This window comes from Methylobacterium cerastii (assembly GCF_022179125.1).
GTDB classification, from domain to species: domain Bacteria; phylum Pseudomonadota; class Alphaproteobacteria; order Rhizobiales; family Beijerinckiaceae; genus Methylobacterium; species Methylobacterium cerastii.
The window spans coordinates 1-22,693 of sequence record NZ_BPQG01000022.1 but is presented as its reverse complement, the minus strand read 5'-3'; the positions used below and the strand labels follow the sequence as shown (position 1 = coordinate 22,693).

At 71.3% G+C, this 22,693-nt stretch carries 25 protein-coding genes; 12 read left to right on the top strand and 13 right to left on the bottom strand.

All coding sequences use genetic code 11. From position 1 onward, the window contains the following. Positions 1-117 precede the first annotated feature (117 nt). On the bottom strand, positions 118-1,635 hold the full coding sequence (locus tag MFF13_RS07995; RefSeq protein ID WP_147828676.1) for a DUF2336 domain-containing protein: 1,518 nt from the start codon (positions 1,633-1,635) through the stop codon (positions 118-120). Beyond that, positions 1,632-2,735: a lytic transglycosylase domain-containing protein gene (locus tag MFF13_RS07990; protein ID WP_147828675.1), complete on the bottom strand. Its 1,104-nt coding sequence runs from the start codon at positions 2,733-2,735 to the stop codon at positions 1,632-1,634. Before MFF13_RS07990 ends, MFF13_RS07995 begins: the two co-directional genes overlap by 4 nt. A gap of 126 nt (positions 2,736-2,861) precedes the next feature. Between MFF13_RS07990 and MFF13_RS07985 the strand changes: the two genes are divergently transcribed. From MFF13_RS07985 to MFF13_RS07970, 4 genes are read left to right on the top strand one after another with little or no spacing between them, the layout of a single operon-like run. Further along, complete coding sequence (locus MFF13_RS07985; protein ID WP_147828674.1) at positions 2,862-3,167, top strand: hypothetical protein; 306 nt, start codon at positions 2,862-2,864, stop codon at positions 3,165-3,167. Positions 3,168-3,194: 27 nt separating this feature from the next. Continuing rightward, on the top strand, positions 3,195-4,232 hold the full coding sequence (locus tag MFF13_RS07980; protein ID WP_147828673.1) for an iron ABC transporter substrate-binding protein: 1,038 nt from the start codon (positions 3,195-3,197) through the stop codon (positions 4,230-4,232). Then, positions 4,229-5,281, top strand: a complete 1,053-nt coding sequence (locus MFF13_RS07975; protein ID WP_147828672.1) for a FecCD family ABC transporter permease — start codon at positions 4,229-4,231, stop codon at positions 5,279-5,281. Before MFF13_RS07980 ends, MFF13_RS07975 begins: the two co-directional genes overlap by 4 nt. Then, the gene (locus MFF13_RS07970; protein WP_373322496.1) at positions 5,281-6,051 is read left to right on the top strand and encodes an ABC transporter ATP-binding protein; all 771 of its coding nucleotides are present in this window, start codon (positions 5,281-5,283) and stop codon (positions 6,049-6,051) included. The genes MFF13_RS07975 and MFF13_RS07970 overlap by 1 nt, the downstream gene beginning before the upstream one ends. A gap of 90 nt (positions 6,052-6,141) precedes the next feature. Here the strand turns inward: MFF13_RS07970 and MFF13_RS07965 are convergent, their stop codons facing one another. Together MFF13_RS07965 and modA are read right to left on the bottom strand one after the other, a co-directional pair. Further along, on the bottom strand, positions 6,142-6,351 hold the full coding sequence (locus MFF13_RS07965) for a TOBE domain-containing protein (protein WP_147726238.1): 210 nt from the start codon (positions 6,349-6,351) through the stop codon (positions 6,142-6,144). A gap of 28 nt (positions 6,352-6,379) precedes the next feature. Beyond that, on the bottom strand, positions 6,380-7,162 hold the full coding sequence (modA, locus tag MFF13_RS07960; RefSeq protein WP_147828671.1) for a molybdate ABC transporter substrate-binding protein: 783 nt from the start codon (positions 7,160-7,162) through the stop codon (positions 6,380-6,382). Between the two features lie 155 nt (positions 7,163-7,317). Between modA and MFF13_RS07955 the strand changes: the two genes are divergently transcribed. Next, a complete protein-coding gene (locus MFF13_RS07955) occupies positions 7,318-7,659 on the top strand; it encodes a winged helix-turn-helix domain-containing protein (RefSeq protein WP_147753067.1) in 342 nt (113 codons plus the stop codon). Between the two features lie 4 nt (positions 7,660-7,663). Here MFF13_RS07955 and MFF13_RS07950 read toward each other — a convergent pair whose 3' ends face one another. After that, entirely contained in the window at positions 7,664-7,957 is a 294-nt protein-coding gene (locus MFF13_RS07950) for a hypothetical protein (RefSeq protein WP_147814100.1), read from the bottom strand. Between the two features lie 67 nt (positions 7,958-8,024). Next, entirely contained in the window at positions 8,025-9,314 is a 1,290-nt protein-coding gene (gene eno / locus MFF13_RS07945) for a phosphopyruvate hydratase (protein ID WP_147828670.1), read from the bottom strand. Between the two features lie 255 nt (positions 9,315-9,569). Between eno and queF the strand changes: the two genes are divergently transcribed. Further along, positions 9,570-10,019 carry a preQ(1) synthase gene (gene queF, locus MFF13_RS07940; protein ID WP_147753070.1) on the top strand — a complete coding sequence of 150 codons (450 nt, stop codon included), beginning with the start codon at positions 9,570-9,572 and terminating at the stop codon, positions 10,017-10,019. Positions 10,020-10,094: 75 nt separating this feature from the next. Here queF and MFF13_RS07935 read toward each other — a convergent pair whose 3' ends face one another. The 3 genes from MFF13_RS07935 to MFF13_RS07925 form a co-directional block, all read right to left on the bottom strand. Beyond that, entirely contained in the window at positions 10,095-10,418 is a 324-nt protein-coding gene (locus MFF13_RS07935) for a hypothetical protein (protein WP_238271790.1), read from the bottom strand. Between the two features lie 154 nt (positions 10,419-10,572). After that, complete coding sequence (locus MFF13_RS07930; RefSeq protein WP_147753072.1) at positions 10,573-11,190, bottom strand: flavin reductase family protein; 618 nt, start codon at positions 11,188-11,190, stop codon at positions 10,573-10,575. Positions 11,191-11,201: 11 nt separating this feature from the next. Further along, the gene (locus MFF13_RS07925; protein ID WP_147828669.1) at positions 11,202-11,765 is read right to left on the bottom strand and encodes a nitroreductase family protein; all 564 of its coding nucleotides are present in this window, start codon (positions 11,763-11,765) and stop codon (positions 11,202-11,204) included. Between the two features lie 237 nt (positions 11,766-12,002). On the opposite strand from MFF13_RS07925, the gene MFF13_RS07920 reads away from it, so the two are divergent. Continuing rightward, on the top strand, positions 12,003-12,920 hold the full coding sequence (locus tag MFF13_RS07920; protein WP_147753074.1) for an RgsD C-terminal domain-containing protein: 918 nt from the start codon (positions 12,003-12,005) through the stop codon (positions 12,918-12,920). Between the two features lie 244 nt (positions 12,921-13,164). On the opposite strand, the gene MFF13_RS07915 is transcribed toward MFF13_RS07920, so the two are convergent. The 4 genes from MFF13_RS07915 to MFF13_RS07900 all read right to left on the bottom strand — a co-directional run bounded on the left by MFF13_RS07915 (position 13,165) and on the right by MFF13_RS07900 (position 17,549). Further along, on the bottom strand, positions 13,165-13,443 hold the full coding sequence (locus tag MFF13_RS07915; protein WP_147828668.1) for a virulence factor: 279 nt from the start codon (positions 13,441-13,443) through the stop codon (positions 13,165-13,167). Further along, a complete protein-coding gene (locus tag MFF13_RS07910; protein WP_147828667.1) occupies positions 13,443-13,655 on the bottom strand; it encodes a DUF5397 family protein in 213 nt (70 codons plus the stop codon). The genes MFF13_RS07915 and MFF13_RS07910 overlap by 1 nt, the downstream gene beginning before the upstream one ends. Before the next feature lie 65 nt (positions 13,656-13,720). Continuing rightward, entirely contained in the window at positions 13,721-15,748 is a 2,028-nt protein-coding gene (thrS, locus tag MFF13_RS07905) for a threonine--tRNA ligase (protein WP_147753077.1), read from the bottom strand. Positions 15,749-15,959: 211 nt separating this feature from the next. Then, a complete protein-coding gene (locus tag MFF13_RS07900) occupies positions 15,960-17,549 on the bottom strand; it encodes a catalase (protein WP_147828666.1) in 1,590 nt (529 codons plus the stop codon). Between the two features lie 161 nt (positions 17,550-17,710). Here MFF13_RS07900 and MFF13_RS07895 point away from each other — a divergent pair, with 161 nt between their 5' ends. The 5 genes from MFF13_RS07895 (at position 17,711) to ilvA (ending at position 22,649) form a co-directional block, all read left to right on the top strand. Then, positions 17,711-18,649 (top strand): LysR substrate-binding domain-containing protein, encoded by a 939-nt coding sequence (locus MFF13_RS07895; protein WP_147753079.1) that lies wholly within the window; start codon positions 17,711-17,713, stop codon positions 18,647-18,649. A 132-nt stretch (positions 18,650-18,781) separates the two neighbouring features. Then, positions 18,782-19,840, top strand: coding sequence for an AbrB family transcriptional regulator (locus MFF13_RS07890; protein WP_147828664.1), 1,059 nt, complete (start codon positions 18,782-18,784; stop codon positions 19,838-19,840). An 18-nt stretch (positions 19,841-19,858) separates the two neighbouring features. Then, on the top strand, positions 19,859-20,203 hold the full coding sequence (locus MFF13_RS07885) for a diacylglycerol kinase (protein WP_147753081.1): 345 nt from the start codon (positions 19,859-19,861) through the stop codon (positions 20,201-20,203). Positions 20,204-20,311: 108 nt separating this feature from the next. After that, positions 20,312-20,902: a PilZ domain-containing protein gene (locus MFF13_RS07880; RefSeq protein ID WP_147828663.1), complete on the top strand. Its 591-nt coding sequence runs from the start codon at positions 20,312-20,314 to the stop codon at positions 20,900-20,902. A gap of 130 nt (positions 20,903-21,032) precedes the next feature. Further along, entirely contained in the window at positions 21,033-22,649 is a 1,617-nt protein-coding gene (gene ilvA, locus MFF13_RS07875) for a threonine ammonia-lyase, biosynthetic (protein WP_147828662.1), read from the top strand. Positions 22,650-22,693: the final 44 nt, after the last annotated feature.

Genomic DNA, 22,693 nt, shown 5'->3' with positions numbered 1-22,693 from the left:
GTCGGCGGCTCTGGACCCCGGGCTCTGCTGCGCAGCCCCGGGATGACGGGAGTGGTCTGGGATCGAATGCGATCCGCGAGCCTGTCGGCGGGCGCCCGCGATCCGTATCTCCGCAGGTCAGGCCGCGAGGCGCCCGCGCTCCAAGACCTCGTCCCCGTCGATATCGGGCCGGGCATCGAGCACAGCCTCGGCGTCGGCGGCGAGGCGGACGCGCTCCTGCTCCTCGCGGAAACTCGCCAGGATCGCTTCGGGCAGCGCGTCGAGGATGGCGCCGACCGGGTCGGTGCGCCGCTCGCGCTCGGCGAAGAGGTCCGCCTCCGGGAATGCGCCATCCCACAGATACCGGTCGCCGATGCGGTCGCGCGGATCGATGGCGAGGTGGTCCGGCGCCGTCGCCTCGGCACCGTCGTAGGGCTCGACGTCGCGCGCGACCGCGTGCTGCGCCGCGCGCCAGGCCGCCTCGGCCTCGTCCGCCTCGCGGCGGGCAGCCTCGCGAGCCAGAGCCTCCTCGGCGATAGCGCGGGCGACGGTGCGGGCCTCGTCGCGCGCGGCCTCGGCCTCGTAGCGCGTCAGCAGCGCCATCACGCCCTGCATCTCAGAGAATGGCATGTCCTCGCAGGCGGTGATCGCCCGCTCGATCATGCGCCGCGACAGGCCGACGCCGCGCAAGGTGCTGGTGCCGTCGGCGGCCTCGCGCCAGGCCGAGAGCGCGGCCACCACCGCCGGCAGCAGCGCTTCGGCGAGGCCGGAACGGCGGTGCAACTCGGCGATCCCGCGCGGCTCGCGCAGCAGCGTCCCGACGCGGGCGTGCTCCAGGCCGGTCAGGTCGGCGAACGCGGTTTCCGCGAACGCCATCTGCCCCGAGAGGATCGCCCGCAGGATCAGGCCGGCGTTGAGCTGGCCCGTGGTGCGCAGGTGCTTGACGATGCGCGCGGTGGCGGCAGCGCCGGCGCCCTCGCACAACTCGAGCACGTTGCGCTCGCCGGCCTCGCGGCTCATCCGGGCGCTGCGGTCGGCCGAGAGCCAGCCGCACTCGGTCACGAAGGCCGAAAGGCTCCGCGCCAGCCGTGCGCCGACCGCGTGGCGCACCTCGATCGGCAGGTCGGCGCGCTCGAGCAGCGCCTCGCGCAAGGTCGCGTCGCCGCCGTGGCGCTCGACCATGCGCAGCATCCGGCCGGTGGTGATGCGCGCGGTCGGGTTGCGCGCCAGCACCGCGAGGGTGTCGGCGGCGCCGATCTCGGCCAGCGCTCCGGCGACCGCGTGCGAGAGGTGGTGGCGGGCCGCGATCGTCGCGCGGATCGTCTCGCAGCCCATCGCCGCCGCATCCACGAGGTCGGCGTCGGTGAGGACCGGCGAGGAGGCCAGCACCAGGCAGGCGACCTCGGTCTGGTCGGAGGCCAAGGCCACCACCAGCGGTCGTGGGGCGCGGGCCGAGGCGGCGCAGGCCTCGGCCATGGCCCGGCGCACCACCGGCGCGGGGTCGTCGAGGAGGGCGAGGATCGCGGTCTTGGCCTCCCAGGCGGCGTCCGCCTCGAGGTTGCCGTAGAGGTAGGCCCGCGTCAGCGCCGAGGCGGCTTCGGCCCGGCGCCCGGCGGAGGTGGACTGGGTGCAGGCGAGGAACTGGCGGATGTTCATGGGCCGCTCCGGTTCGTGAACAACGACGCGTTGGGGTTGGCCGCGAGGCGCGCGGCGAATTCGGCGGGCCGGCGGGGCGGCAGCGGCGGGTCGACGAGCGCGCGGCCCGCCGGGACCGCAACGGCGAGGGCGCCGGTGGTCTCCGGGTCGGCCGAGGCGAGCGCCGCGACCGGCACCGTGGAATCGAGGCTCGAATCGGAGCGCGGGAAGTAGCTCGGGGCCGGGCGGGCGGCCTCCGCCGCACGGCCCTGGAACAGTTTGGCGACGCCCTCCGAGAGGGCGCCCTGGCGCCGGTCGGTCTGGAACAGGGTGCGCAGGTCGCCGCCCATCGCGGCGTAGGCGCTGGCCGCAGCCGGCGGCGTGGCGAGCGCGACGCTCTGCGTGAGGCCTGTGACGTCGCTCGGCGCCGTGCGGCCTGAGCCCACCGCCGAGAGGCTGGCATAGAGTTCGGCGGTGGTGCGCGGCCGGCCCGTGCGGTCGTAGAATAGGCCGCGGTTGGCGGCGGCCGCCTCAGGCATGTCGAGGGCTGCGGCCCGGTCCGGCGTCGCGCGGGCGGCGGCGATCAGCGTCGTCGCGCCCTTCGCCCCGAGTACGTGGGCGGCGTAGAGGTCGCCCGAGGTCGGCTCGCGCCCGAGCGCCACTGAGAGCGCCTCGCCGTTCTTCTGGGTAAAGGCGCCCGCGAGCGAGGCGGCGATCTTGGGATCGCGCCGAAGGTCGAGGATCGCCTGGCGCTGGCCGGCATCCGCGACCGTGTAGCTGCCGTCGGGCCGCGCCACGATGGCGTCGGCGTAGGTTTGGAGGCCGAGCTTCGGCCCGGCCGACTTCATCACCCCGAGCCAGGTCTGCTCGATGAATTGGAACAGGCCGGTGGCGGTCGAGGTGCCGGCCCTGGCCGAGGGATCGAGGGCGGATTCGCGTTGCGCGGTGGCGAGCAGGTAGTCGAAGCCGACGCCGCTGCTCTGCGCCCCGTCGCGGATCGCGTCGATCACGCCGCCCTGTGCGCCCGAAGTGCCTTGCGCGCCCGAGGTCCCTTGCGCGCCCAAAGCCCGCGGGGGCGCCGCGGCTGGTTGGGGGCTCGAAGGCGTGGTGAACAGGAACATCGGTCGCCGCTTCGAGCCGCACGCGCCGGACGGGCGTCGCGCGAGGCGCCGCACGTGGCGCCCCGGATGACGCAACCCTTGGCCATCATGGTAAAGAAAGCCTAAATTTCCGATGCTTACGCTCCCATGCGCGACCTCTTGATCGCCTCGCCCACCGGCGGCCCACCTGACATCGCCCACGCCGACGCCCTGGTGCTGGCGCATCCTCCGGCCGCGGCGCTCGGTTGGCTGCCGGCTCTTTGCAAGGAAACGGCCCTCTACGTCCGCGTCGTGCCGGGCGCGGTCGACCTCGACGCGGCGCGGGCGGTCCCTCGCGACGGGTTCCATGGAGGCTTCGCGGAGACAGCCGAGGCGGCGGCAATCCTCACGGCGGTGTTTGGGCGCGGTCCGGGTCCCGGCTGTGGCCCTCGCAGGCCGCTACCCTTAGGGTGAGCCGACACCCCCCATCGAAGCCCCAGCATGCCGCATCCGCGACGCCTCGCCCTACCGACCTTCGCCGTCGCCATCCTCACCCTCGTCGCAGGGCCGGCCGCGGCGCGCCCCTTCACCGATGCGGCCGGGCGCGTGGTCGAGGTTCCGAATCGCGCCACCCGGGTCGTGGCCGCCGGGCCGCCGGCGGCGGTGCTGCTCTACACCCTCGCGCCCGACCGGATGGCGGGCTGGGTCCGCACGCCCTCCCCGGCCGAGCGGCCCTACCTCGCGCCCGCGACCTGGGCGCTACCCGCCACCGGCCGCCTGACCGGGCGCGGCGGCACTGCCAACGTCGAGGCGGTTCTGGCCCTGAAGCCGGACCTCGTCGTCGATGTCGGCTCCACGGGGCCGACCTATGCGTCGCTCGCCGACCGGGTCCAGGCCCAGACCGGCATCCCCTACATCCTGCTCGACGGCGCCTTCGCCAAGACCGGCGAGACCTACCGGCAACTCGGCGCCGTGCTCGGCCTGGGGCCGGCCGCCGACGGGCTCGCGGCCTATGCCGACCGCACCGTGGCGGAGGTCGCCGAGCGCGTCGCGCGCGTCCCGGAGGCCGAGCGGCCCCGCGTCTACTACGCCCGCGGCCCGCGCGGCCTCGAGACCGGGTTCGCCGGCTCGATCAACACCGAAATCCTGGAGGTGGTCGGCGCCCGCAACGTGGCCGTCGGCGGCAACGGCCTCGCCAACGTCTCGCCCGAGCAGGTGCTGGGCTGGAACCCCGACGTGATCGTCGCCCTCGATCCCGCCTTCCGGCCCGGCGACGACCCGATCTGGCGGGGCGTGAAGGCGGTGCGCGAGGGCCGCGTCTATCGGACCCCGACGCTGCCCTTCGCCTGGTTCGACGCGCCGCCCGGCGTCAACCGGCTGATCGGCATGCGCTGGCTCGCGCACCTGCTCTACCCAGCGCTCTTCCACGAAGACCTGCCCGCTATCGTCGCCGACTTCTACCAGCGCTTCTACCACGTCGCCCTCACCCCGGAGGCGAAAGCCGTGCTCCTCGACGGCGCCGTGCCGGCGCGCCGATGACGCGAGGTTCCGCGGCGCCGATCGCGGCTCCCGGCGCGCGTCGGATCTCAGCCGTGTTCCGGGCCTGCCTCGCCGTGGCCGGCCTCGGGCTGCTCGTCCTCATCGCCCTCGTCGCGGGGAGATTCCCGGTGCCGGTCGCCGACGTGTTCGCGATCCTCGCCGCCAAGCTGTTCGGCACGGCGCCGGGCGACGCGACGGCGCAGGTGGTGGTGTTGCAGGTGCGGCTGCCCCGGGTCGCCGCGGCCCTCGTCGTCGGCGCGGCCCTGTCCTCGGCCGGGGCGACCTACCAGGGCCTGTTTCGCAACCCACTGGTCTCGCCCGACATCCTCGGCGTCTCGGCCGGCGCCGGGCTCGGCGCGGTGCTCGGCATCTACCTCGCCCTGCCGGTCCTCGCGATCCAGGCCATGGCCTTCGCCGGGGGGCTCGGCGCGGTGGCGATCGTCTATGCAATCGGCGCGCTGGTGCGGCGGCACGATCCGGTGCTGACGCTGGTGTTGGCCGGCGTCGCGGTCGGCGCGGTGCTCGGTTCGGCCATCTCGCTGCTCAAGGTCCTGGCCGACCCCTACAACCAGCTGCCCGCCATCACCTACTGGCTGCTCGGGAGCCTGTCCTCCGTCACCCTTGGCGACGTGTTCGCGATCCTGCCGGCGGTCGGCCTCGGGCTCCTGCCCCTCGTCCTGCTGCGCTGGCGCATGAACCTGATGAGCCTCGGCGAGGAGGAGGCGCGGGCGCTGGGCGTCGAGACCCGCTGGCTGCGCCCGCTCCTCGTGGCGGCGGCGACCCTCGTCACCGCGGCGGCGGTGTCGGCGACGGGGGTGATCGGCTGGATCGGCCTGATCGTGCCGCACCTCGCCCGCGGCCTCGTCGGGCCGGACTTCCGCCGCCTGCTGCCGGCCTCGGCGCTGCTCGGGGCGGGCTACCTCGTGGCGGTGGATCTCGCCGCCCGCACCATCGCGCCGATCGAGGTGCCGCTCGGCATCCTCACGGCGCTCGCCGGCGCGCCGTTCTTCCTCTGGCTGCTGGCGGCGGGCAAGCGAGGCTGGTCCTGATGCTGTCCGTCGAGGCGTTGGCGTTCGGGTACGGCGCGCGTGAGGTCGGCGCGGGCGTGAGCTTCACGCTCGGGGCGGGCGAGGTCCTGTGCCTGCTCGGGCCGAACGGCGGCGGCAAGACCACCTTGTTCAAAACCCTGCTCGGGCTGCTGCCGGCGCAGGCCGGCCGCGTCCGCCTCGACGGCGAGGACCTATCGCGCTGGTCGCGCCGCCGGGTCGCGCGGGCGCTCGCCTACGTGCCGCAGGCGCATGCGGCGTTCTTCCCGTTCACCGTGCGGGCCGTGGTGCTGATGGGCCGCGCCGCCCGGCTCGCCCCCTTCGCCGCCCCCGGCCGCGCGGACGAGGCCGCTGCGGACATGGCGCTCGCGACCCTCGGGATCGGACATCTCGCCGACCGCATCTACACCGAGATCAGCGGCGGCGAGCGGCAGATGGTGCTGATCGCCCGGGCGCTCGCCGGCGAGCCGCGCATCCTGGTGATGGACGAGCCGACCGCGAGCCTCGATTTCGGCAACCAGACCCGCGTGCTCGAACAGGTCCGCCGCCTCGCGAAGACCGGCATCGCCGTGGTGCTCTCGACCCACGACCCCGGCCACGCCTTCCTCTGCGCCGACCGCGTCGCGCTGCTGCATGGTGGCCGCCTCGTGGCGTTGGGAACGCCGGAGGCGACGATCACGCGAGAGAGCCTGCGCCGCGTTTACGGGGTGGACGTGGCGGTGGTGCCCTTGCCGGAGCACGGGTGCTCGGTCTGCACGCCGATCCTGGCGTGAGGCCGAGCCGCGTCGATCTCGTTGCGAGGTCCGCATCGTCTTCACGCGAGCCGGCCTCCACCGCGCTGGAAAACGCTCCGGACCCGCCGTTCAGTCGACGGCGACCATCACGTCGGAGGCCTTCACCACGGCGTAGGCCTCGCCGCCGACCGTGAGCTTGAGGCTGTCGACGGCCTCGTTGGTGATCGCTGCGGTGACGATCTGGCCGGCGGCGATCTCGATCTTGACGTGCGCGGTGGTCGCGCCCTTCTCGACGGCGACGACCTTGCCCTTGATGACGTTGCGTGCGGAGATCTTCATCGAACGGCCTCTGTGGCTTGAGAAAACGTCATTTGGCGCCTTGGCCTGCCGGGATCACGGAGAAGCCCTGGGCCTCGAAGTACGGCCGGGCCGCAGCGCCCTTCAGGAAGTCGAGGAAGCGGACCGCGCCCTCGCCCTTGGCCTCGGCGGTCAGCGCGAACGGGTACACCACCGGCGGATGGCTGTCCTCCGGGAACACGGCGATGACCTTCACGCCCGGATCAGACTTCGCGTCGCTCGCGTAGACCACGCCGAGGGGCGCCTCGCCGCGTGAGACCAGGGCGAGCGCCGCGCGCACGTTGTCGGCCTGCGCCAGCCGCGGCTGGATCGTCCCCCAGAGCCCGAGCTTTTCGAGCGCCGCCTTGGCATACTTGCCGACCGGCACCGAGGCGACCTCACCGGTGGCCAGCCGCCCGTCGGGGCCGAGCGCCTTGGCGAAGGCGTCGGCGGTCAGGGCCAAGTCCGCCTCCTTCGCGTCCTTGGGCGCGACGACGACGAGGCGGTTGTTCAGGAGGTTCACCCGCGTGTCGGCCCGGACGAGGTTCTTCTTGGCGAGGTAGTCCATCCATTCGAGGTCGGCCGAGGCGAAGAGCTCCGCCGGCGCGCCCGACTCGATCTGGCGGGCGAGCGCCGACGAGGCGGCGTAGCTCGGCTTGATCGCGATCCCGGTCTGCGCGGTGAACGCCTTGCCGGCCTCGTCGAGGGCGTTCTTGAGGCTGGCGGCGGCGAACACCGTCACGCTCTCGCCGGCCTGGGCGGCGGAGCCAAGCAGCAGGCTGGCGACGAGGACGGCGCGTGCGAATCCGATCAAGGCGACCTCCGAGGCGGGCGGCCCGCAGCAGCGGCCGGGCGCTGACGCTATATCCTATCATATACAGCGATGGCCAGATCGAAACCGAGGATCGCAGGCGCTCGCACCGGCCGCGCGGTCCGGGGTAGGAACGGCGCTCGGGACGAGGGAAGCCGATGGCAAGGTTGAGCATCCGCGTCGATTTCGGGCCGGGGCACCGGCTCGGGCCCGGCAAGGTGCAGTTGCTGGAGACGATCGCCGCGCACGGCTCGATCTCGGCGGCCGGGCGGGCGCTCGGCATGTCTTATCGCCGGGCCTGGATGCTGGTCGAGGCGATGAATGCCGGCTTCGGGCAGCCGGTGGTCGAGGCGCAGGTCGGCGGGCGGAGCGGCGGCGGGGCGCGGCTGTCCGCCTTCGGTGCGGAGGTGGTGGAGCAGTACCGGGCGGCCGAGCGTGCCGCGACGGAGGCGGCCGCGCCCTTCCTCGCCCGCTTCGTCGCAGACCGATCCACTGGATGACTCTTCAGCCGGCCGCCAGCAGGGCGGCGGTGATCGCGTCCCGCTCGGCCGAGAGGTCGCCCTCGGCCACTGGGCGACCCGCTTGGGCGTACCAGTAGGCCGCGTTGTCCTGGTCGCCTTCGAGGCGATGGAGGTGGGCGTGGACCCAGGCAGCGTCCCGGCCGGAATCGTCCTGGACGAGTTTGTGGGCCTGGTCCCAATGCGCCGGGCCCTTGGCTGCCCACCACAGGGCCGCGAGCGCCGGTGCGTCCGGTGGTGCGTCGGCTTCGGTCGTGCGCGAGGCATCCTGCTTCGTCATCGTCCCCTCCGGCCTGCGATGCACCGCAGGCCGGGGACGACGTCGGGATGGTTCGCGAGGTTCCGCTTTAGGCCCGCGCGAGTTGACGAAGGGCGCCGCGCCCCGCGTAGCGGCCCTGCGCGCCGAGGCCCTCTTCGATCCGGATCAGCTGGTTGTACTTGGCCAGTCTGTCCGAGCGCGCGAGCGAGCCGGTCTTGATCTGCCCGCAATTCGTTGCGACCGCGAGGTCGGCGATGGTTGCGTCCTCCGTCTCGCCCGAGCGGTGCGACATCACCGCGGTGTAGCCGGCGCGGTGGGCCATATCGACGGCGGCGAGCGTCTCGGTGAGCGAGCCGATCTGGTTGACCTTGATCAGGATCGAGTTCGCCGAGCCCTCCCTGATGCCGCGGGCGAGGCGATCGACGTTGGTCACGAACAGGTCGTCGCCGACGAGCTGGCAGCGGTCGCCGATGCGCTGGTTGAGCAGGCGCCAGCCCTCCCAGTCGTCCTCGGCCATGCCGTCCTCGATCGAGAGGATCGGGTAGGCGTCGACGAGCTTGGCGAGGTAGTCGACCTGTTGCTCGATCGAGCGCACGGTGCCCTCGCCCTCGTAGTGGTAGGCGCCGTCCTTGAACCAGTCGGTGACCGCGCAGTCGAGGGCCAGCACCATGTCGGCGCCGGGCTTGAAGCCGGCCGCCTGGATCGACTCCATCACGAAGTCGAGGCCGGCCTCGGCGGTCGGCAGGTTCGGGGCGAAGCCGCCCTCGTCGCCGACGTTGGTGTTGTGCCCGGCCTTCTTCAGCGCGCTCTTGAGGGTGTGGAACACCTCCGCGCCCATGCGCACGGCTTCCGCGATGGAGGAGGCCCCCACCGGCATGATCATGAATTCCTGGAAGTCGATCGGGTTGTCGGCATGCGCGCCGCCGTTGATGATGTTCATCATCGGCACCGGCAGCACCCGGCCCTGGACGCCGCCGACGTAGCGGTAGAGCGGGAGGCCCGAGGCTTCGGCTGCGGCCTTGGCCACCGCGAGCGACACGCCGAGGATCGCGTTGGCGCCGAGCCGCGCCTTGTTGGCGGTGCCGTCGAGCTCGATCATCGCTTCGTCGACCGCGACCTGGTCCTCGGCGTCCATGCCGCCGATGGCGTCGAGGATCTCGGTCTGGACCGCGTGGACCGCCTTGCGCACGCCCTTGCCGGCATAGCGGGTCTTGTCGCCGTCACGCAGCTCCACCGCCTCGTGGGCGCCGGTGGAGGCGCCCGAGGGAACCGCAGCGCGGCCGAAAGAGCCGTCCTCCAGCAGCACGTCGACCTCGACGGTGGGGTTGCCGCGGCTGTCCAGAATCTCGCGGGCGGCGATGTTGGTGATCGCGGTCATGAAGGCTCCTCCCCCGTGGGCGCGCACGATCGGTGGCAGGCCCGGTCTCAAGGTCTCGTCGGTGCGGCTTATCCGCCAAGGCGCGGCCTTGGGCAAGGCGGGGCCATATCGTATGATGCATCCCGCAAAATGAATGCAAAAGCCGTCTTTGCGCGCGGTCGCCGCGACCCTGGGCGGCGATGCCACGAGGCGCACGCGGCCGAAGCATGCGTCGGCGTCGGATGCACCGCGGGAAGGCCTGCGGTAAGGAGGGGCATGACCGAAGAATCTCTGCAGCTGGGGCAGCCGACGCCCCTCCCCGCCGGCCCGCACGAGGCCCGCCTCGACCGGGTGCCGAACCCGCATCCCGACACCGACTACCTCGCCCGGTTCACCGTCCCGGAATTCACCTCGCTTTGCCCGGTGACCGGCCAGCCCGACTTCGCGATCCTGGTGATCGACTATGTGCCCGATCGCTGGCTCGTGGAGTCGAAGTCGCTGAAGCTCTACCTTGGCGCGTTCCGCAACCACGGCGCGTTCCACGAGGATTGCACGGTGGGCATCGCCAAGACGCTCGTGGACCTGCTCGGGCCACGCTACCTGCGGATCGGCGGCTTCTGGTACCCGCGCGGCGGCATCCCGATCGACGTGTTCTGGCAGACCGGCGCCCCGCCGGCCTCTGTCTGGCTGCCCGATCCCGGCGTGCCGCCCTACCGTGCCCGCTGAGAGAGGTCGGACAAAGAAAAAGGGGCGACCGGCATGGCCGGTCGCCCCAAAATTCGAGGCCGAGTTGGTGTACCCTTAGTACGGCGAGCCGTAGTAGCCGCCGTAAGCCGGGGCGCCGTAGCCGTTGCCGTAGGCGCCGTAACCGCGGTTGTAGCCGTAGGAGTCGCGGGCCGCGCCGGCAGCGATCGCACCAGCGGCGAGACCGGCAATGCCGAGACCGACGGCAGCACCCGTGCCGATGCCGCGCCCGCCGCGGTGGCCATAGCCGTAGCCGCGACCGTAGCCGCCGCCATACCCGTGGCCATAGCCGCCGCGGTAGCCCGGCCGCGCGTCGGCGGTGGTGGCGGAAAAGACGCCGGCCGAGATGATCGCGGCGGTGACGAGGACGAACTTGCGCATGATGACCCTTTCTCGATGATCCATCGAATTCGCAAGCTCAACGCTGGGACGTCGCGATCGTTCCGAAGGTTCCGCCGCGCCGCCGCGCCGGAGGTGGAATTCGCGCCGGCATTCGAGGGAAGCGGAGACGCGGAAACACCGCGCTGCGTCCGCGTCAGCGGGACGTGTAGTCGCCGGCGCCCTTGGGCCGCTGCATCGCGAACTTCGCGTCCGGCCCGACCTTGAAGTAGTCGAAGTAGCCGCCGCGCTGGATCGGCTGCATCGCTGCCGTATCGACGAGGCCGTCCACGACGAAGCGGTCGTCGATGTAGATCGACACCACCTGCCCGATCACCAGGAAGTTGGCGGCTTCGCCGCCATCGAGCGGAACCAGCGGAACGGTCTGGAGCCACCGGCATTCGAGGGCGGCTGCGGCTTCCGCCACCCGCGGCGCCCGCACCTTGCGCGACGGGGCCGTGGTCAGGCCGGCGAAGTCGAACTCGCTTTCGCCCCGCGGCAGGGGCGCCGACGAAGCGTTCATCTGCTCGCGCAGGTCGTAGGTGGCGAGGTTGCAGACGAAGTCGCCGCCCTCTTCCGCGAAGGTCATCGCATCTTTGCGGCCGGTGGAGGAGAACGCGACCATGTCGTCGCCCACCGCGTTGAAGAACGAGTACGGCGCGAGGTTGAGCTTCCCCGCCCGGCTCATGGCGCTGATCCAGCCGATCGGCCGCGGCGCGACGATCGCCTTCAGAGGGTTGTGCGGCAGGGTGCGGTCGTCGGGGGCGTAATGCATGGGAGCGAGCCTTACAGCCGCGTGACGATCTCGGCGAGGTCCGGCCGCGGCCGGTCCGACGGGATCTCCTCGGGGGCGCCGACATGGATGAAGCCCGCAAGCTTCTCGCGCGGGTCGAGGCCGAGGGCTTCGAGCACGCGGCGGTCGTAGGCGTACCACTCGGTCAGCCATGCGGTGGCGAAACCCTGGGCGTTGGCCGCGACCACGAGGTTCATGCAGGCGGCGCCCGCCGACAGGACCTGCTCCCATTCCGGGATCTTCACGTGCGGGCCGGCCCGCGAGACCACCGCGACGACCAACGGCGCGTGGGCCAGCCGCCTCGCCTCGAGGTCGAGCCGCGCCGCGTCGGCCTCCGGGTTGTCGGAGGCGTAGGTGTTCGCGATCACCGTCCCGATCCGCGCCCGCGCCTCGCTCGCGATCACGATGAAGCGCCACGGCGCGAGCTTGCCGTGGTCGGGCACCCGCGAGGCCAGGGTCAAGATCGTGTCGATCTGTTCCGGGCTCGGTCCCGGTTCGGTCATCCGCAGGGGCGGCACGGAGCGGCGGGTGCGCAGCATGTCGAGGGTGGCGTTCATCGGGGCGTCTCGGCTGGGCGGTGCGGAAGGTCCCGCGATCACACCGGGATTTCGCACGGGCTGCACCGCCTGGGAAGTCGGGCGCCTTGGCGCGGAGGGCAGCGCAAGGGGCGCAAGGGGCAGCGCAAGGGGCAGCGCAAGGACCCCGGGCGGCCTTGCGCTCGCCACGGTCTTAGGATCACACGGGCGAGACGATGACGGTCGGCCGCTTCGGCCTGCGGAGAGAGGCTTTTCGACATGCGCGGACGAAGGCTCGGGCCCGGATTGGCGCTGCTGGCCGCGGTCGCGCCGCTCGCAGCCGCGGCGCAGTCGCCGGACCCCTTCGGCAACCGCCTCGGCGGCGGCCTGCCCTCGCCCTCGATCACGACGCCGGACCTGCCCCCGAGCCAGCCCGAGGGCGAGGCGACCCTGTCGCTTTCCGCGCTGCTGTCGGGGATCGGCCAGCCCCTGCGCTCGGGCCTTGTCTGGCGGATCTACGAGGACCGCACCGACGGCGTCCGGCCCGGGATCGTGGCCCGCTCCACCGACGCGGCGCCGACCTTCAAGCTCGCGCCGGGGGCCTACGTCGCCTCCGTGACCTACGGCTTCGCCAGCGCCACGAAGAAGATCGCGATGTCGGGCCAGCCCGCGACCGACACCCTGCGGGTGGCCGCCGGCGCGCTCAAGCTGTCGGGCGCGATCGGCGACACGCGGATCGCCCCGGCGCAGCTCTCGTTCTCCGTCTTCGTGCCGATCGGCACCAACTCGGAGGGGCGGCTGGTGCGCAGCGGCGTCAAGGCCGGCGAGCTGCTGCGCCTGCCCGAGGGCACCTACCACGTGGTCTCGACCTACGGGGAATCGAATGCGATCCAGCGCGCGGACCTGAAGGTGGAGAACGGCAAGGTCACCGACGCCACCCTCAACCACCGGGCCGCGACGGTGACGCTGAAGCTCGTCACCAGCCCCGGCGCCGAGGCCTTCGCCGGCACGGCCTTCTCGGTGCTGACGCCCGGCGGCGACACCATCCGCGAGGCGATCGGCGCGTTCCCGCAGGTCACCCTGGCGGAGGGCGACTACGTGCTGATCGCCCGTCACGACGGACAGGTCTACACCCGCGAGTTCAAGGTCGAGAGCGGGCTCGACCGCGACATCGAGGTGTTGGCCAAGGCGGGGTGAGCGGGCGCCGAGGCGCGCTTAGAGCATCTTCAAGCGAGGTGGATGCCGGCACGCGTGAAGAAAATGCTCTAGCAGGCTGCTGAAAAAGTCGGGCGAGGTAGAACAATCATCTCCGAATCACACCATTTGTTAGAGAATGGGGCGGTTCTCGCGTCTCGACGGTTCTCGATCGTGGGGGCTCGGCCCGCGAGTGCCTGCGGCAGGAGAACGTCTTTCTCCATCTCGGGACTTTTTCAGCAGCCTGCTAGGCCTTCACGACCTCGGTGAAGTCCGACCACTGCTCGACCCGGAACGCGCGGATGTCCCGGACCGAAGGCGCGAACCAGGGCAATGACTTCAGGGCCATGATCGCCGTGAACAGGACGGCCATGTCCTCGATCCGGCTGACGTAGGGGCTGCCCTGAACCCAGTCGAAGCCATGCCGGGCGAGTGTCGAGCGGATGTCGGCGTAGGCCTGAGAGACACCTTTCGGATGGGTCGCCTGCACCTCCGCGACGCTCAGGTCGAACGCGATGGCGAACATCACGCCTCGTCGTGATCGTGGAGGATGTCGCGCAGGGGGTAATCCAGCTCCTCGCCCGTCTCCAGGACACGCACGCGCATCAGCTGGTCGCCCGTGGTCGTGACGGATCCGGTCGCAACCACCTCGTAGGCGGGACCGGTCGGCCCGAACCGGCGCCAAGTCCCGATCAGGCATCGGGATGTGGACTCGGAGGGAATCGCGGTCTCACGCATCGGCCAATCCTGTCATAGCCTTCGCAGGAAGACGAGGCCGCTTGCAGGCGGCCTCGTTTCCACGATCAGGGCGCGGGCTCGACCGGATGCTGCCCGTCGAGCACCGCATCGGTGCTCGGCACGCTCTCGGCGACGGCCTCCGCCCGGCGGAGGTCGGGCGAGGTCGCCTCGGCGACGAAGCTCGCCACGGCCTCGCCGAGCGGCAGCGTCCGGGTCTGCTGGCTGCCGAGGCGGCGGATCGAGACCGTGCGCTCCTCGGCCTCGCGGCGCCCGAGCGCCAGGATCACCGGCACCTTGGCGAGCGAATGCTCGCGGACCTTGTAGTTGATCTTCTCGTTGCGCAGGTCCGCCTCCACCCGAAGGCCGGCGCGCGTCAGCGCCCGCACCACGTCGCGCGCGTAAGCGTCCGCCTCCCCGGTGATGGTGGCGACCACCACCTGGACGGGGCTGAGCCAGAGCGGGAAATGGCCGGCGAAGTGTTCGATCAGGATCCCGGTGAAGCGCTCCATCGAGCCGCAGATCGCCCGGTGCACCATCACCGGCGGCACCTTCTGGCTCTCGGCGTCGACGTAGAACGCCCCGAAGCGCTCGGGCAAGTTGAAGTCCACCTGCGTGGTGCCGCACTGCCAGTCGCGGCCGATGGCGTCGCGCAGCACGTACTCGAACTTCGGCCCGTAGAAGGCTCCCTCGCCCGGGTTCACCTCGGTGCGGATGCGGCCGCCCGATTGCGCCTCGATCTGCGCCAGCACACGGGTCATCACCTCTTCCGCATGGTCCCACAGGGCGTCCGAGCCGACGCGCTTCTCGGGCCGGGTCGAAAGCTTCACCACGATCTGGTCGAAGCCGAAGTCGGCGTAGGTCGAGAGGATCAGGTCGTTGATCGTCAGGCACTCGTCGGCGAGCTGGTCCTCGGTGCAGAAGATGTGCGCGTCGTCCTGGGTGAAGCCGCGCACCCGCATCAGGCCGTGCATCGCGCCGGACGGCTCGTAGCGATGGACCACGCCGAATTCCGCCATGCGCAGAGGCAGATCGCGGTAGCTCTTCAGGCCGTGCTTGAAGATCTGGACGTGGCCGGGGCAGTTCATGGGCTTGAGCGCGAACCAGCGCTTGTCCTCGGCCTCGTCGCCCGCGGATTGGGCCGCGAACATGTTCTCCCGGTACCAGCCCCAATGGCCGGAGGTCTCCCACAGGGCCTTGTCGAGGATCTGCGGCGCGTTCACCTCGCTGTAGTCGCCCTTGAGGCGGCGGCGCATGTAGGCGATCAGCTCTTGGAAGATCGTCCAGCCCTTGGCGTGCCAGAACACCACGCCCGGCCCCTCCTCCTGGAAGTGGAACAGGTCCATCTCCCGGCCGAGCCGGCGGTGGTCGCGGCGTTCGGCCTCCTCCAGCCGGTGCAGGTAGGCGTCGAGGTCTTCCTTCGTGGCCCAGGCGGTACCGTAGATGCGGGTCAGCATCGGGTTGTCGGAATTGCCGCGCCAGTAGGCGCCGGCGACCTTCATCAGCTTGAAGGCGGTGCCGACCTTGCCCGTCGAGGTCATGTGCGGGCCGCGGCACAGGTCGAACCAGTCGCCCTGCCGGTAGACCTTCAGGTCTTCGCCGGGCGGGATCGCATCGACCAACTCGACCTTGTAGGCCTCGCCGCGGTCGGCGAACACCTTGCGGATGTCGTCGCGCTTCCAGACCTCCTTGGTGAAGGGCGCGTCCCGGCCCATGATCTCGCGCATCTTCGCCTCGATCGCCGGGAAGTCCTCCGGCGTGAACGGCGTGTCGCGGGAGAAGTCGTAGTAGAAGCCGTTCTCGATCACGGGGCCGATCGTGACCTGCGTGCCCGGCCACAGCGCCTGCACCGCCTCCGCCAGCACGTGGGCGCAGTCGTGGCGGATCAGCTCCAGCGCCCGCGGGTCGGTGCGGTCGAGGAACTCGATGCGCGCGTCACGCTCGATCGTGTCGGAGAGGTCGGAGACGACGCCGTCGAGCGCCATCGCCACGGTGCGCTTGGCCAGCGATTTCGCGATGCCCTCGACGACGGCCCGTCCGGTCACGGCCTCGTCGTAGGCGCGGGTGTTGCCGTCGGGGAACGTGAGGATGGGCATCGCTGGAAATCTCCGGGCTCACTCCTGCGTACGCGGCAGGTAAGCGATCGAGGGCCGAACCGCGTGGGGCGCGGGAGCGGCCGTTTAGACCGTTTCGCGGGTGGAGGGAACGCCGCGGCGCCGGCCGGGCGCCCTACCCAATAAAGAGCCCCGCGCGGTCCTTCGACCGCGCGAGGCTGATGGTGCCGTCGGGATCGCTCCCGCGGTCGGCTTACTCGGCCGCGATCTGGTGGGCCTGCGAACCGTCGGTGTAGGTCTCGGGCGTCAGGCGCTTGCCCGGGGCGGCGCGGCCCGGCAGCGGCGCCAGCGCCAGCGCCTTGGCGAGGTCGATCCCGGCGCCTTCCGCGACCCGGCGGCCGTAATCGGCGTCGGCATGCGAGAAGTGCCAGACCATCCGCAGCTGGATGGCTTCCGGGCACTGCTTCATGTCGCCGACGAGGTTGGCGATCAGGTCGTCGCGCTCCCAATCCTGGAACGAACGGTAGCGCACGCCGGCTTGGGTGTAGTCGTCCTCGGTGCGCGAGGTCTGGTAGCGGCCGAGGTTGCCCTGCACCGGCTGGTGGTAGTCCTTCGCCGGCTTCGGGGCCTCGCGCAGGCCCTCGGCGAGCGTCGAGGGCTCGTAGTTGATGTGCTTGTTCGGGCCGGTGCCGTCGACGCCGTAGGTCATCTGCCCGTCGCGCTGGTTCGAGTAGACCTTCACGCCGGGCTGCGGCGCGTTGATCGGCAGCTGCAGGTAGTTGGCGCCGACGCGGTAGCGCTGCGTGTCCGAGTACGACAGCGTACGCCCCTGGAGCATCTTGTCGTCCGAGAAGTCGATGCCATCGACGAGCACGCCCGTGCCGAAGGCCGACTGCTCGACCTCGGCGAAGAAGTTGTCCGGCACGCGGTCCAGCACCATCCGGCCGACGGGCAGCAGCGGGAAGTCCTCGACCGGCCACAGCTTCGTGTCGTCGAGCGGATCGAACGACAGGTGCTCGTTCGGGCCGTCCGGCATGATCTGCACGCAGAACTCCCACTCGGGGAAGTTGCCGGCCTTGATGTTGTCGTAGAGGTCGCGCGTCGCGTGGCCGACATCCTTGCCCTGGATCTCGGACGCCTGGGCCGAGGTCAGGTTGCGGATGCCCTGCTTGGGCTCCCAGTGGAACTTGCAGAGCACGGCCTCGCCCTGGTCGTTGACCAGCTTGTAGGTGTTGACGCCCGAGCCTTCCATCTCACGGTAGTTCGCAGGGATGCCCCAGGGCGACTTCAGGTGCGTGACCATGTGGATGGCTTCGGGGTGTTGGGCCACGAAGTCGAAGAAGCGCCACGCCTCCTGGCGGTTCGTCACCGGGTCCGGCTTGAACGCGTGGATCATGTCGGGGAACTTGATCGCGTCGCGGATGAAGAAGACCTTGAGGTTGTTGCCAACGAGGTCCCAGTTGCCGTCGACGGTCTTGAACTTCACCGCGAAGCCGCGCGGGTCGCGCTCGGTCTCAGGGCTCTCCTTGGCGCCGGCCACGGTGGAGAAGCGCACGAACATCGGCGTCTTCACGCCGGTCTCGTTGAGGACGCGGGCGCGGGTGTACTTGGAGGCCGGCTCGTTACCGATCTTGCCGTAGGCCTCGAAGTACCCGTGCGCGCCGGCGCCGCGGGCATGCACCACGCGCTCCGGGATCCGCTCGCGGTCGAAATGGGTGATCTTCTCGATGAACTGGTAGTTCTCGAGCGTCGCGGGACCCCGCTCGCCCACCGTGCGGGTGCTCTGGTTGTCGCGGACCGGGTGGCCCTGGCGGGTCGTCAGGATCGGGCGTTGATCGCTCATGCGAAAGATCTCTCCGTGGTGGCGACGAAGTCCGAGGGCCGGCGCCGGCGCCCTTCAGCGAGGGGCGCGCCGTTTCCTGGAATCGTTCCGGGCTCCCCTTATGCGCCTCCTGCGACCGGTTGACCAATGCATCGTCTGAAAGGCTGTGATAGACGCAGCCTATGAACATCGCCGGCCTTTCGCTCCGCGATCTCGAATATGTCGTCGCCATCGCCGACGAGGGGCATTTCGGCCGGGCGGCGGAACGCTGCAACGTTAGCCAGCCGACGCTCAGCGTGCAGGTGCGCAAGCTCGAAGGTGCGCTCGGCCTGGTCCTGTTCGAGCGCTCCAACCGCCGCGTGCTGATGACGGCGCCGGGCCAGATCATCGTGCGGCAGGCCCGCGCTGTGTTGGCCGAGGCGCAACGCCTGCTCGCGCTGGCGAGCGAGGGCCGCGGCGCGCCCCTCACCGGCCGCCTCGTCCTCGCGGCGATCCAGACGCTGGGGCCGTATCTCTTCCCGCTGGTGCTGCGCATGTTGCGCCAGGAATTCCCGATGCTGACGCTCGCCCTCAGCGAGGGCCGCACCGCCGACATCCTCGCCTCCCTGCGCGACGGGCGGGTCGACGCCGCGCTGGTGTCGCTGCCCCTGCCCGCCTCGGGGCTCACCGTCTCGCCGCTCTTCGTCGAGCCGTTCCGCCTCGCCTGCCCGGCCGACCACGCGCTGGCGCAAGGGGGGGCGCTGCGCGCAGCCGACATCGCCGGGCCGGACCTGCTGCTGCTGGACGAGGGCAACTGCCTGCGCGACCAGGCGATCGCCGCCTGCGGTGCCGGCAGCGCCGCCGGGCGCCACGCCACCAGCCTGGAGACGCTGCGCTCGATGGTGGCGGCGGGCGCCGGCTACACCCTGCTTCCGGCGCTGGCGGTCCCCTCCGGCCCCGATCCGAGCGGGCTCACCGTGATCCGCGGCTTCGACACCGACGGGCCGGGCCGGACCATCGCGCTCGCCTGGCGGGCGAGCGACCCGCGGGCGCCGGGCCTCGCCGCGCTGGCCGCCTTCTTCCGCGCCCAGGCTCCGGCCGGCACCGCCGCCTGCCGCGACGCGACCATCGACGCCGGGTGACGGCACCCGGACGAGGGCGACTCGCACAGGGCTGGGTTGTGCGTCGGCCCGCGTGACAGGGTGGGCGGCAGGGTGTAGCGCGGCGCCAGGGTCGCGTCTCCGCCATGCGATCGATCGAACCGACGCATCGCCTTGCCTTTTCCCACACGGACCATCGCCCTCTGGGCGGCGCTGATCGCCGCCTCGGCCCTGCTCGGCTTCGGCCTGAAGCTGGCGCAGTTCCCGGCCGCGCTCCTGCTCGGGCCTATGGTCGCCGCGATCGTTTTCGGGGTGCGCGGGGCGCCGCTGCGGATGCCGAAGCCCGCCTTCCAGGCCGCCCAGGCGATGATCGGCTGCATGGTGGCCCACGCCATCACCGCGGAGATCACCAAGACCCTGATCGCCGACGGCCCCCTGATCCTGCTCGTGGTCGGCGTCACGGTGCTGGCCGGCGCGCTCGTCGGGCTGATCCTGACGCGCCTGCGGGTGCTGCCCGGGACCACCGCCGCCTGGGGCTCCTCGCCGGGCGGGGCGGCGGCGATGGTGGCGATGGCCGAGGAATACGGCTCCGATCCGCGCCTCGTCGCCTTCATGCAATACGTGCGCGTCGCCGCCGTCGTGCTCTCGGCCTCCCTCGTGGCGCGGCTGCTCACCGATTCGGCGACGGCTGGGCCGCCGCCGGCCGCCGCCGAGGCGGCGACATTCCTGCCGGTGCTGGTCACCCTCGCGGTCGCGGCCGTCGGCGCCGGCGTCGCCCTCTGGCTGCGCCTGGCCGCGGGCGCCTTGATCGGGCCGATGCTGCTCGGCGCCGCCCTCCATGCCACCGGTGTCGCCAGCATCAGCCTGCCGCTGCCGATCCTGGAACTCGCCTACGCGACGATCGGCTGGTACGTCGGCCTGCGCTTCACCCGCGAGACCCTGCGCGCGACGCTGCACGCGCTGCCCGGCATCCTGGTGGCGACGCTCGCCGTCATCCTGCTCTGTGCCGGCTGGGCGCTCGGGCTGACGCACCTGCTGGCGATCGACTTCCTCACCGCCTTCCTCGCGACCAGCCCCGGGGGCCTCGATTCGGTGGCGATCATCGCGGTCGGCTCGAAGGTCGACGTGTCGTTCGTGCTCGCGGTTCAGACGCTACGGCTGTTCGTGGTGCTGATCACCGGCCCGCTGCTCGCCAAGTGGATCGCCCGCGCGGTGCCGCAGGAGCCCGCGTGAATGGATGAGGCGGCGTGAATGCACGCGCTCTGGCTCGCGTTCCTGAATTCATGGCGCGGGCTCGTCCACGGCGCCCGCACCGAGCGCGCCGTGCGGCTCGAGCTCGCGCTGCTCGTCGTGGGCGTGCCGGCGGCGCTGGCGCTCGGCACGAACCTCTGGGTCCGCGTCGCCCTGATGGCGACGCTCCTGCTGATGCTCGCGGCGGAGTTCCTGAATACCGCGATCGAGAAGCTGTGCGACCACCTCCACCCCGGCCGGCACCCGCGCATCGGCATCGTGAAGGACCTCGCCTCGGCCGGGACGTTCTCGGCGCAGGCGCTCGCCGCCCTGATCTGGATCGCGGCCCTCTTTGATCGCTTCTGACGCGCTGGCCCCACGCACAGGCATCCTTTCCCGAAACGCGCGATTCGCGCGATTTGATAGGATTTCCGCAGCACTCCCGTAAAGACCGCCGTCTTATCCCGAGGCTGCATGAAAGCCTCGCTTGCCCACGCAAGAAAACAATCCTCCCGGCACGCGGTGATCCTGCCGTCGCTGTTCTGGAGCCGGACCCGTCCGGATTTCTACGCGGTGACCTGTCGCCTCGGGGCCGACGGCATCCGCTTCCGCTCCGCGATCATCCCGAACCCGGGCGAGCACCTGACCTGCAGCATCGGCCTCGTCGGTACCCTCGAAGTCCGCGTCGCCCACACGGCCGAGCGGGCCTTCACGGTGAAGCCGGCTCCCGGGCGCCAGCACAACACCGCCATCGCCCGCACCCTCGTCGAGCTCGCGGGACGCCAGAGCCGCCGGCTCGACCGCCACGGAACCTCGCCGCGGATCGTCCCGCGACGCACCGAGGTGGCGGTGGCCCTGGCCGACGGCACCGTCCTCAAGGGCCGGCTCGCCGAGGTCTCCATCGCGCGGGCGGATGTCTACCTCGCGGCCCCGGTCGCGGTCGGCGCCAAGGTCCGCCTCGGCGCCACCGAGGCGGTGGTGGCGCACAGCTTCCGCAACGGAATCGGCGCCTACTTCCTCAGCCCGCTCGATCCCGACCTCCTCGACGAGGGCCTCGTGCTCTGACGGTCGCGGGGCTTGCACGTTCACATGGGGGCCGTAGGCCGGTCGGGCATCGCGGGCATCGCGGGCCTCGGCCGAGCCGCGCGCCTTCGCCCGCTCGCATCTTGCGCCGCAAGCCGCTATTGCCGGCCACATGTCCGACACCGTGAAACCCGCCCCGCACCCGGCCGAACCGGCGCCCGACTACATCCGCAAGATCCTCACGGCGCGCGTCTACGACGTGGCGATCGAGAGCCCGCTCGATCCGATGCCGCGGCTCACCGCGCGTCTCGGGCGGCCGGTGCTGCTGAAGCGCGAGGACCTGCAGCCGGTCTTCTCGTTCAAGCTGCGCGGCGCCTACAACAAGATGTCGGCGCTCTCGCCCGAGCAGCTCGCCCGCGGCGTGGTCTGCGCCTCGGCCGGCAACCACGCTCAGGGCGTGGCGCTGGCGGCCGCGCGCCTGAAGGTGCGGGCGGTGATCGTGATGCCGCGCACGACGCCGGCGATCAAGGTCGACGCCTGCCGGGCGCGGGGTGCCGAGGTGATCCTGCACGGCGACGCTTTCGACGAGGCTTTGACCGAGGCGCGGCGCATCGAGACCGAGCAGGATCTCACCTTCCTCCACCCCTTCGACGACCCGGACGTGATCGCCGGACAGGGCACGATCGGCATGGAAATCCTGCAGCAGCATACCGGGCCGATCGAGGCGATCTTCGTGCCCGTCGGCGGTGGCGGCTTGGCGGCCGGGATCGCGACCTTCGTGAAGTACCTGCGGCCCGAGACCAAGGTGATCGGCGTCGAGCCGGACGACGCCGCCTGCATGGCCGCGGCCCTGAAGGCCGGCGAGCTCGTCCTGCTGCCGACGGTCGGCCTGTTCGCCGACGGCGTCGCCGTGCGCCAGGCCGGCGCCGAGACGTTCCGCCTGTGCCGCCAGCACCTCGACGAGGTCATCACCGTCGACACCGACGCCATGTGCGCGGCGGTCAAGGACATCTTCGACGACACCCGCGCGGTCTCCGAGCCGTCGGGCGCCCTCGCGCTCGCGGGCGCCAAGCTCTACGCCGAGCGCACGGCGAAGGGTGACGGCTCGGACGGCCCGCTCGTGGCGATCTCGTCGGGGGCGAACCTGAACTTCGACCGGCTGCGCCACATCGCCGAGCGGGCCGAGCTCGGCGAGGAGCGGGAGGTCCTGCTTGGCGTCACCATCCCGGAGAAGCCCGGCGCCTACCGGGCCTTCATCACGGCCTTGGGGCCGCGGGCGATCACCGAGTTCAACTACCGCTACGCGCCGGGCACGCAGGCGCGCATCTTCGTGGGCATCAACCTGCCGGGCGGACGGCCCGAGAAGCGCGACCTGATCGCCGGGCTCGTCGCCGACGGCTACGACGTCCACGACATGAGCGACAACGAGATGGCTAAGGTCCATGTCCGCTACATGGTCGGCGGCCGCGCCTCGGGCCTCGCGCACGAGCGGCTCTACCGCTTCCAGTTCCCGGAGCGGCCGGGCGCGCTGCTGAAGTTCCTCGATGCGCTGGGCGAGGGCTTCAACATCACCCTGTTCCACTACCGCAACCACGGCGCCGACTACGGCCGGGTGCTGGCGGGCATCGCCGTGCCGCCGGGCGCGCGCGAAAATTTCGACGCGGCGGTCGGGGCGCTCGGCTTCCCCTGCTTCGACGAGACCGACAACCCGGCCTACCGGATGTTCCTCGACGGCGAGCCTGCACCCAAATCAGGCCTCGCCGGCTGGTTCGGCCTCAGGAAGGCGTGACGGCGACCGCCTAAGCCGTTTTTCGTGATCCAGAGATCACGGAA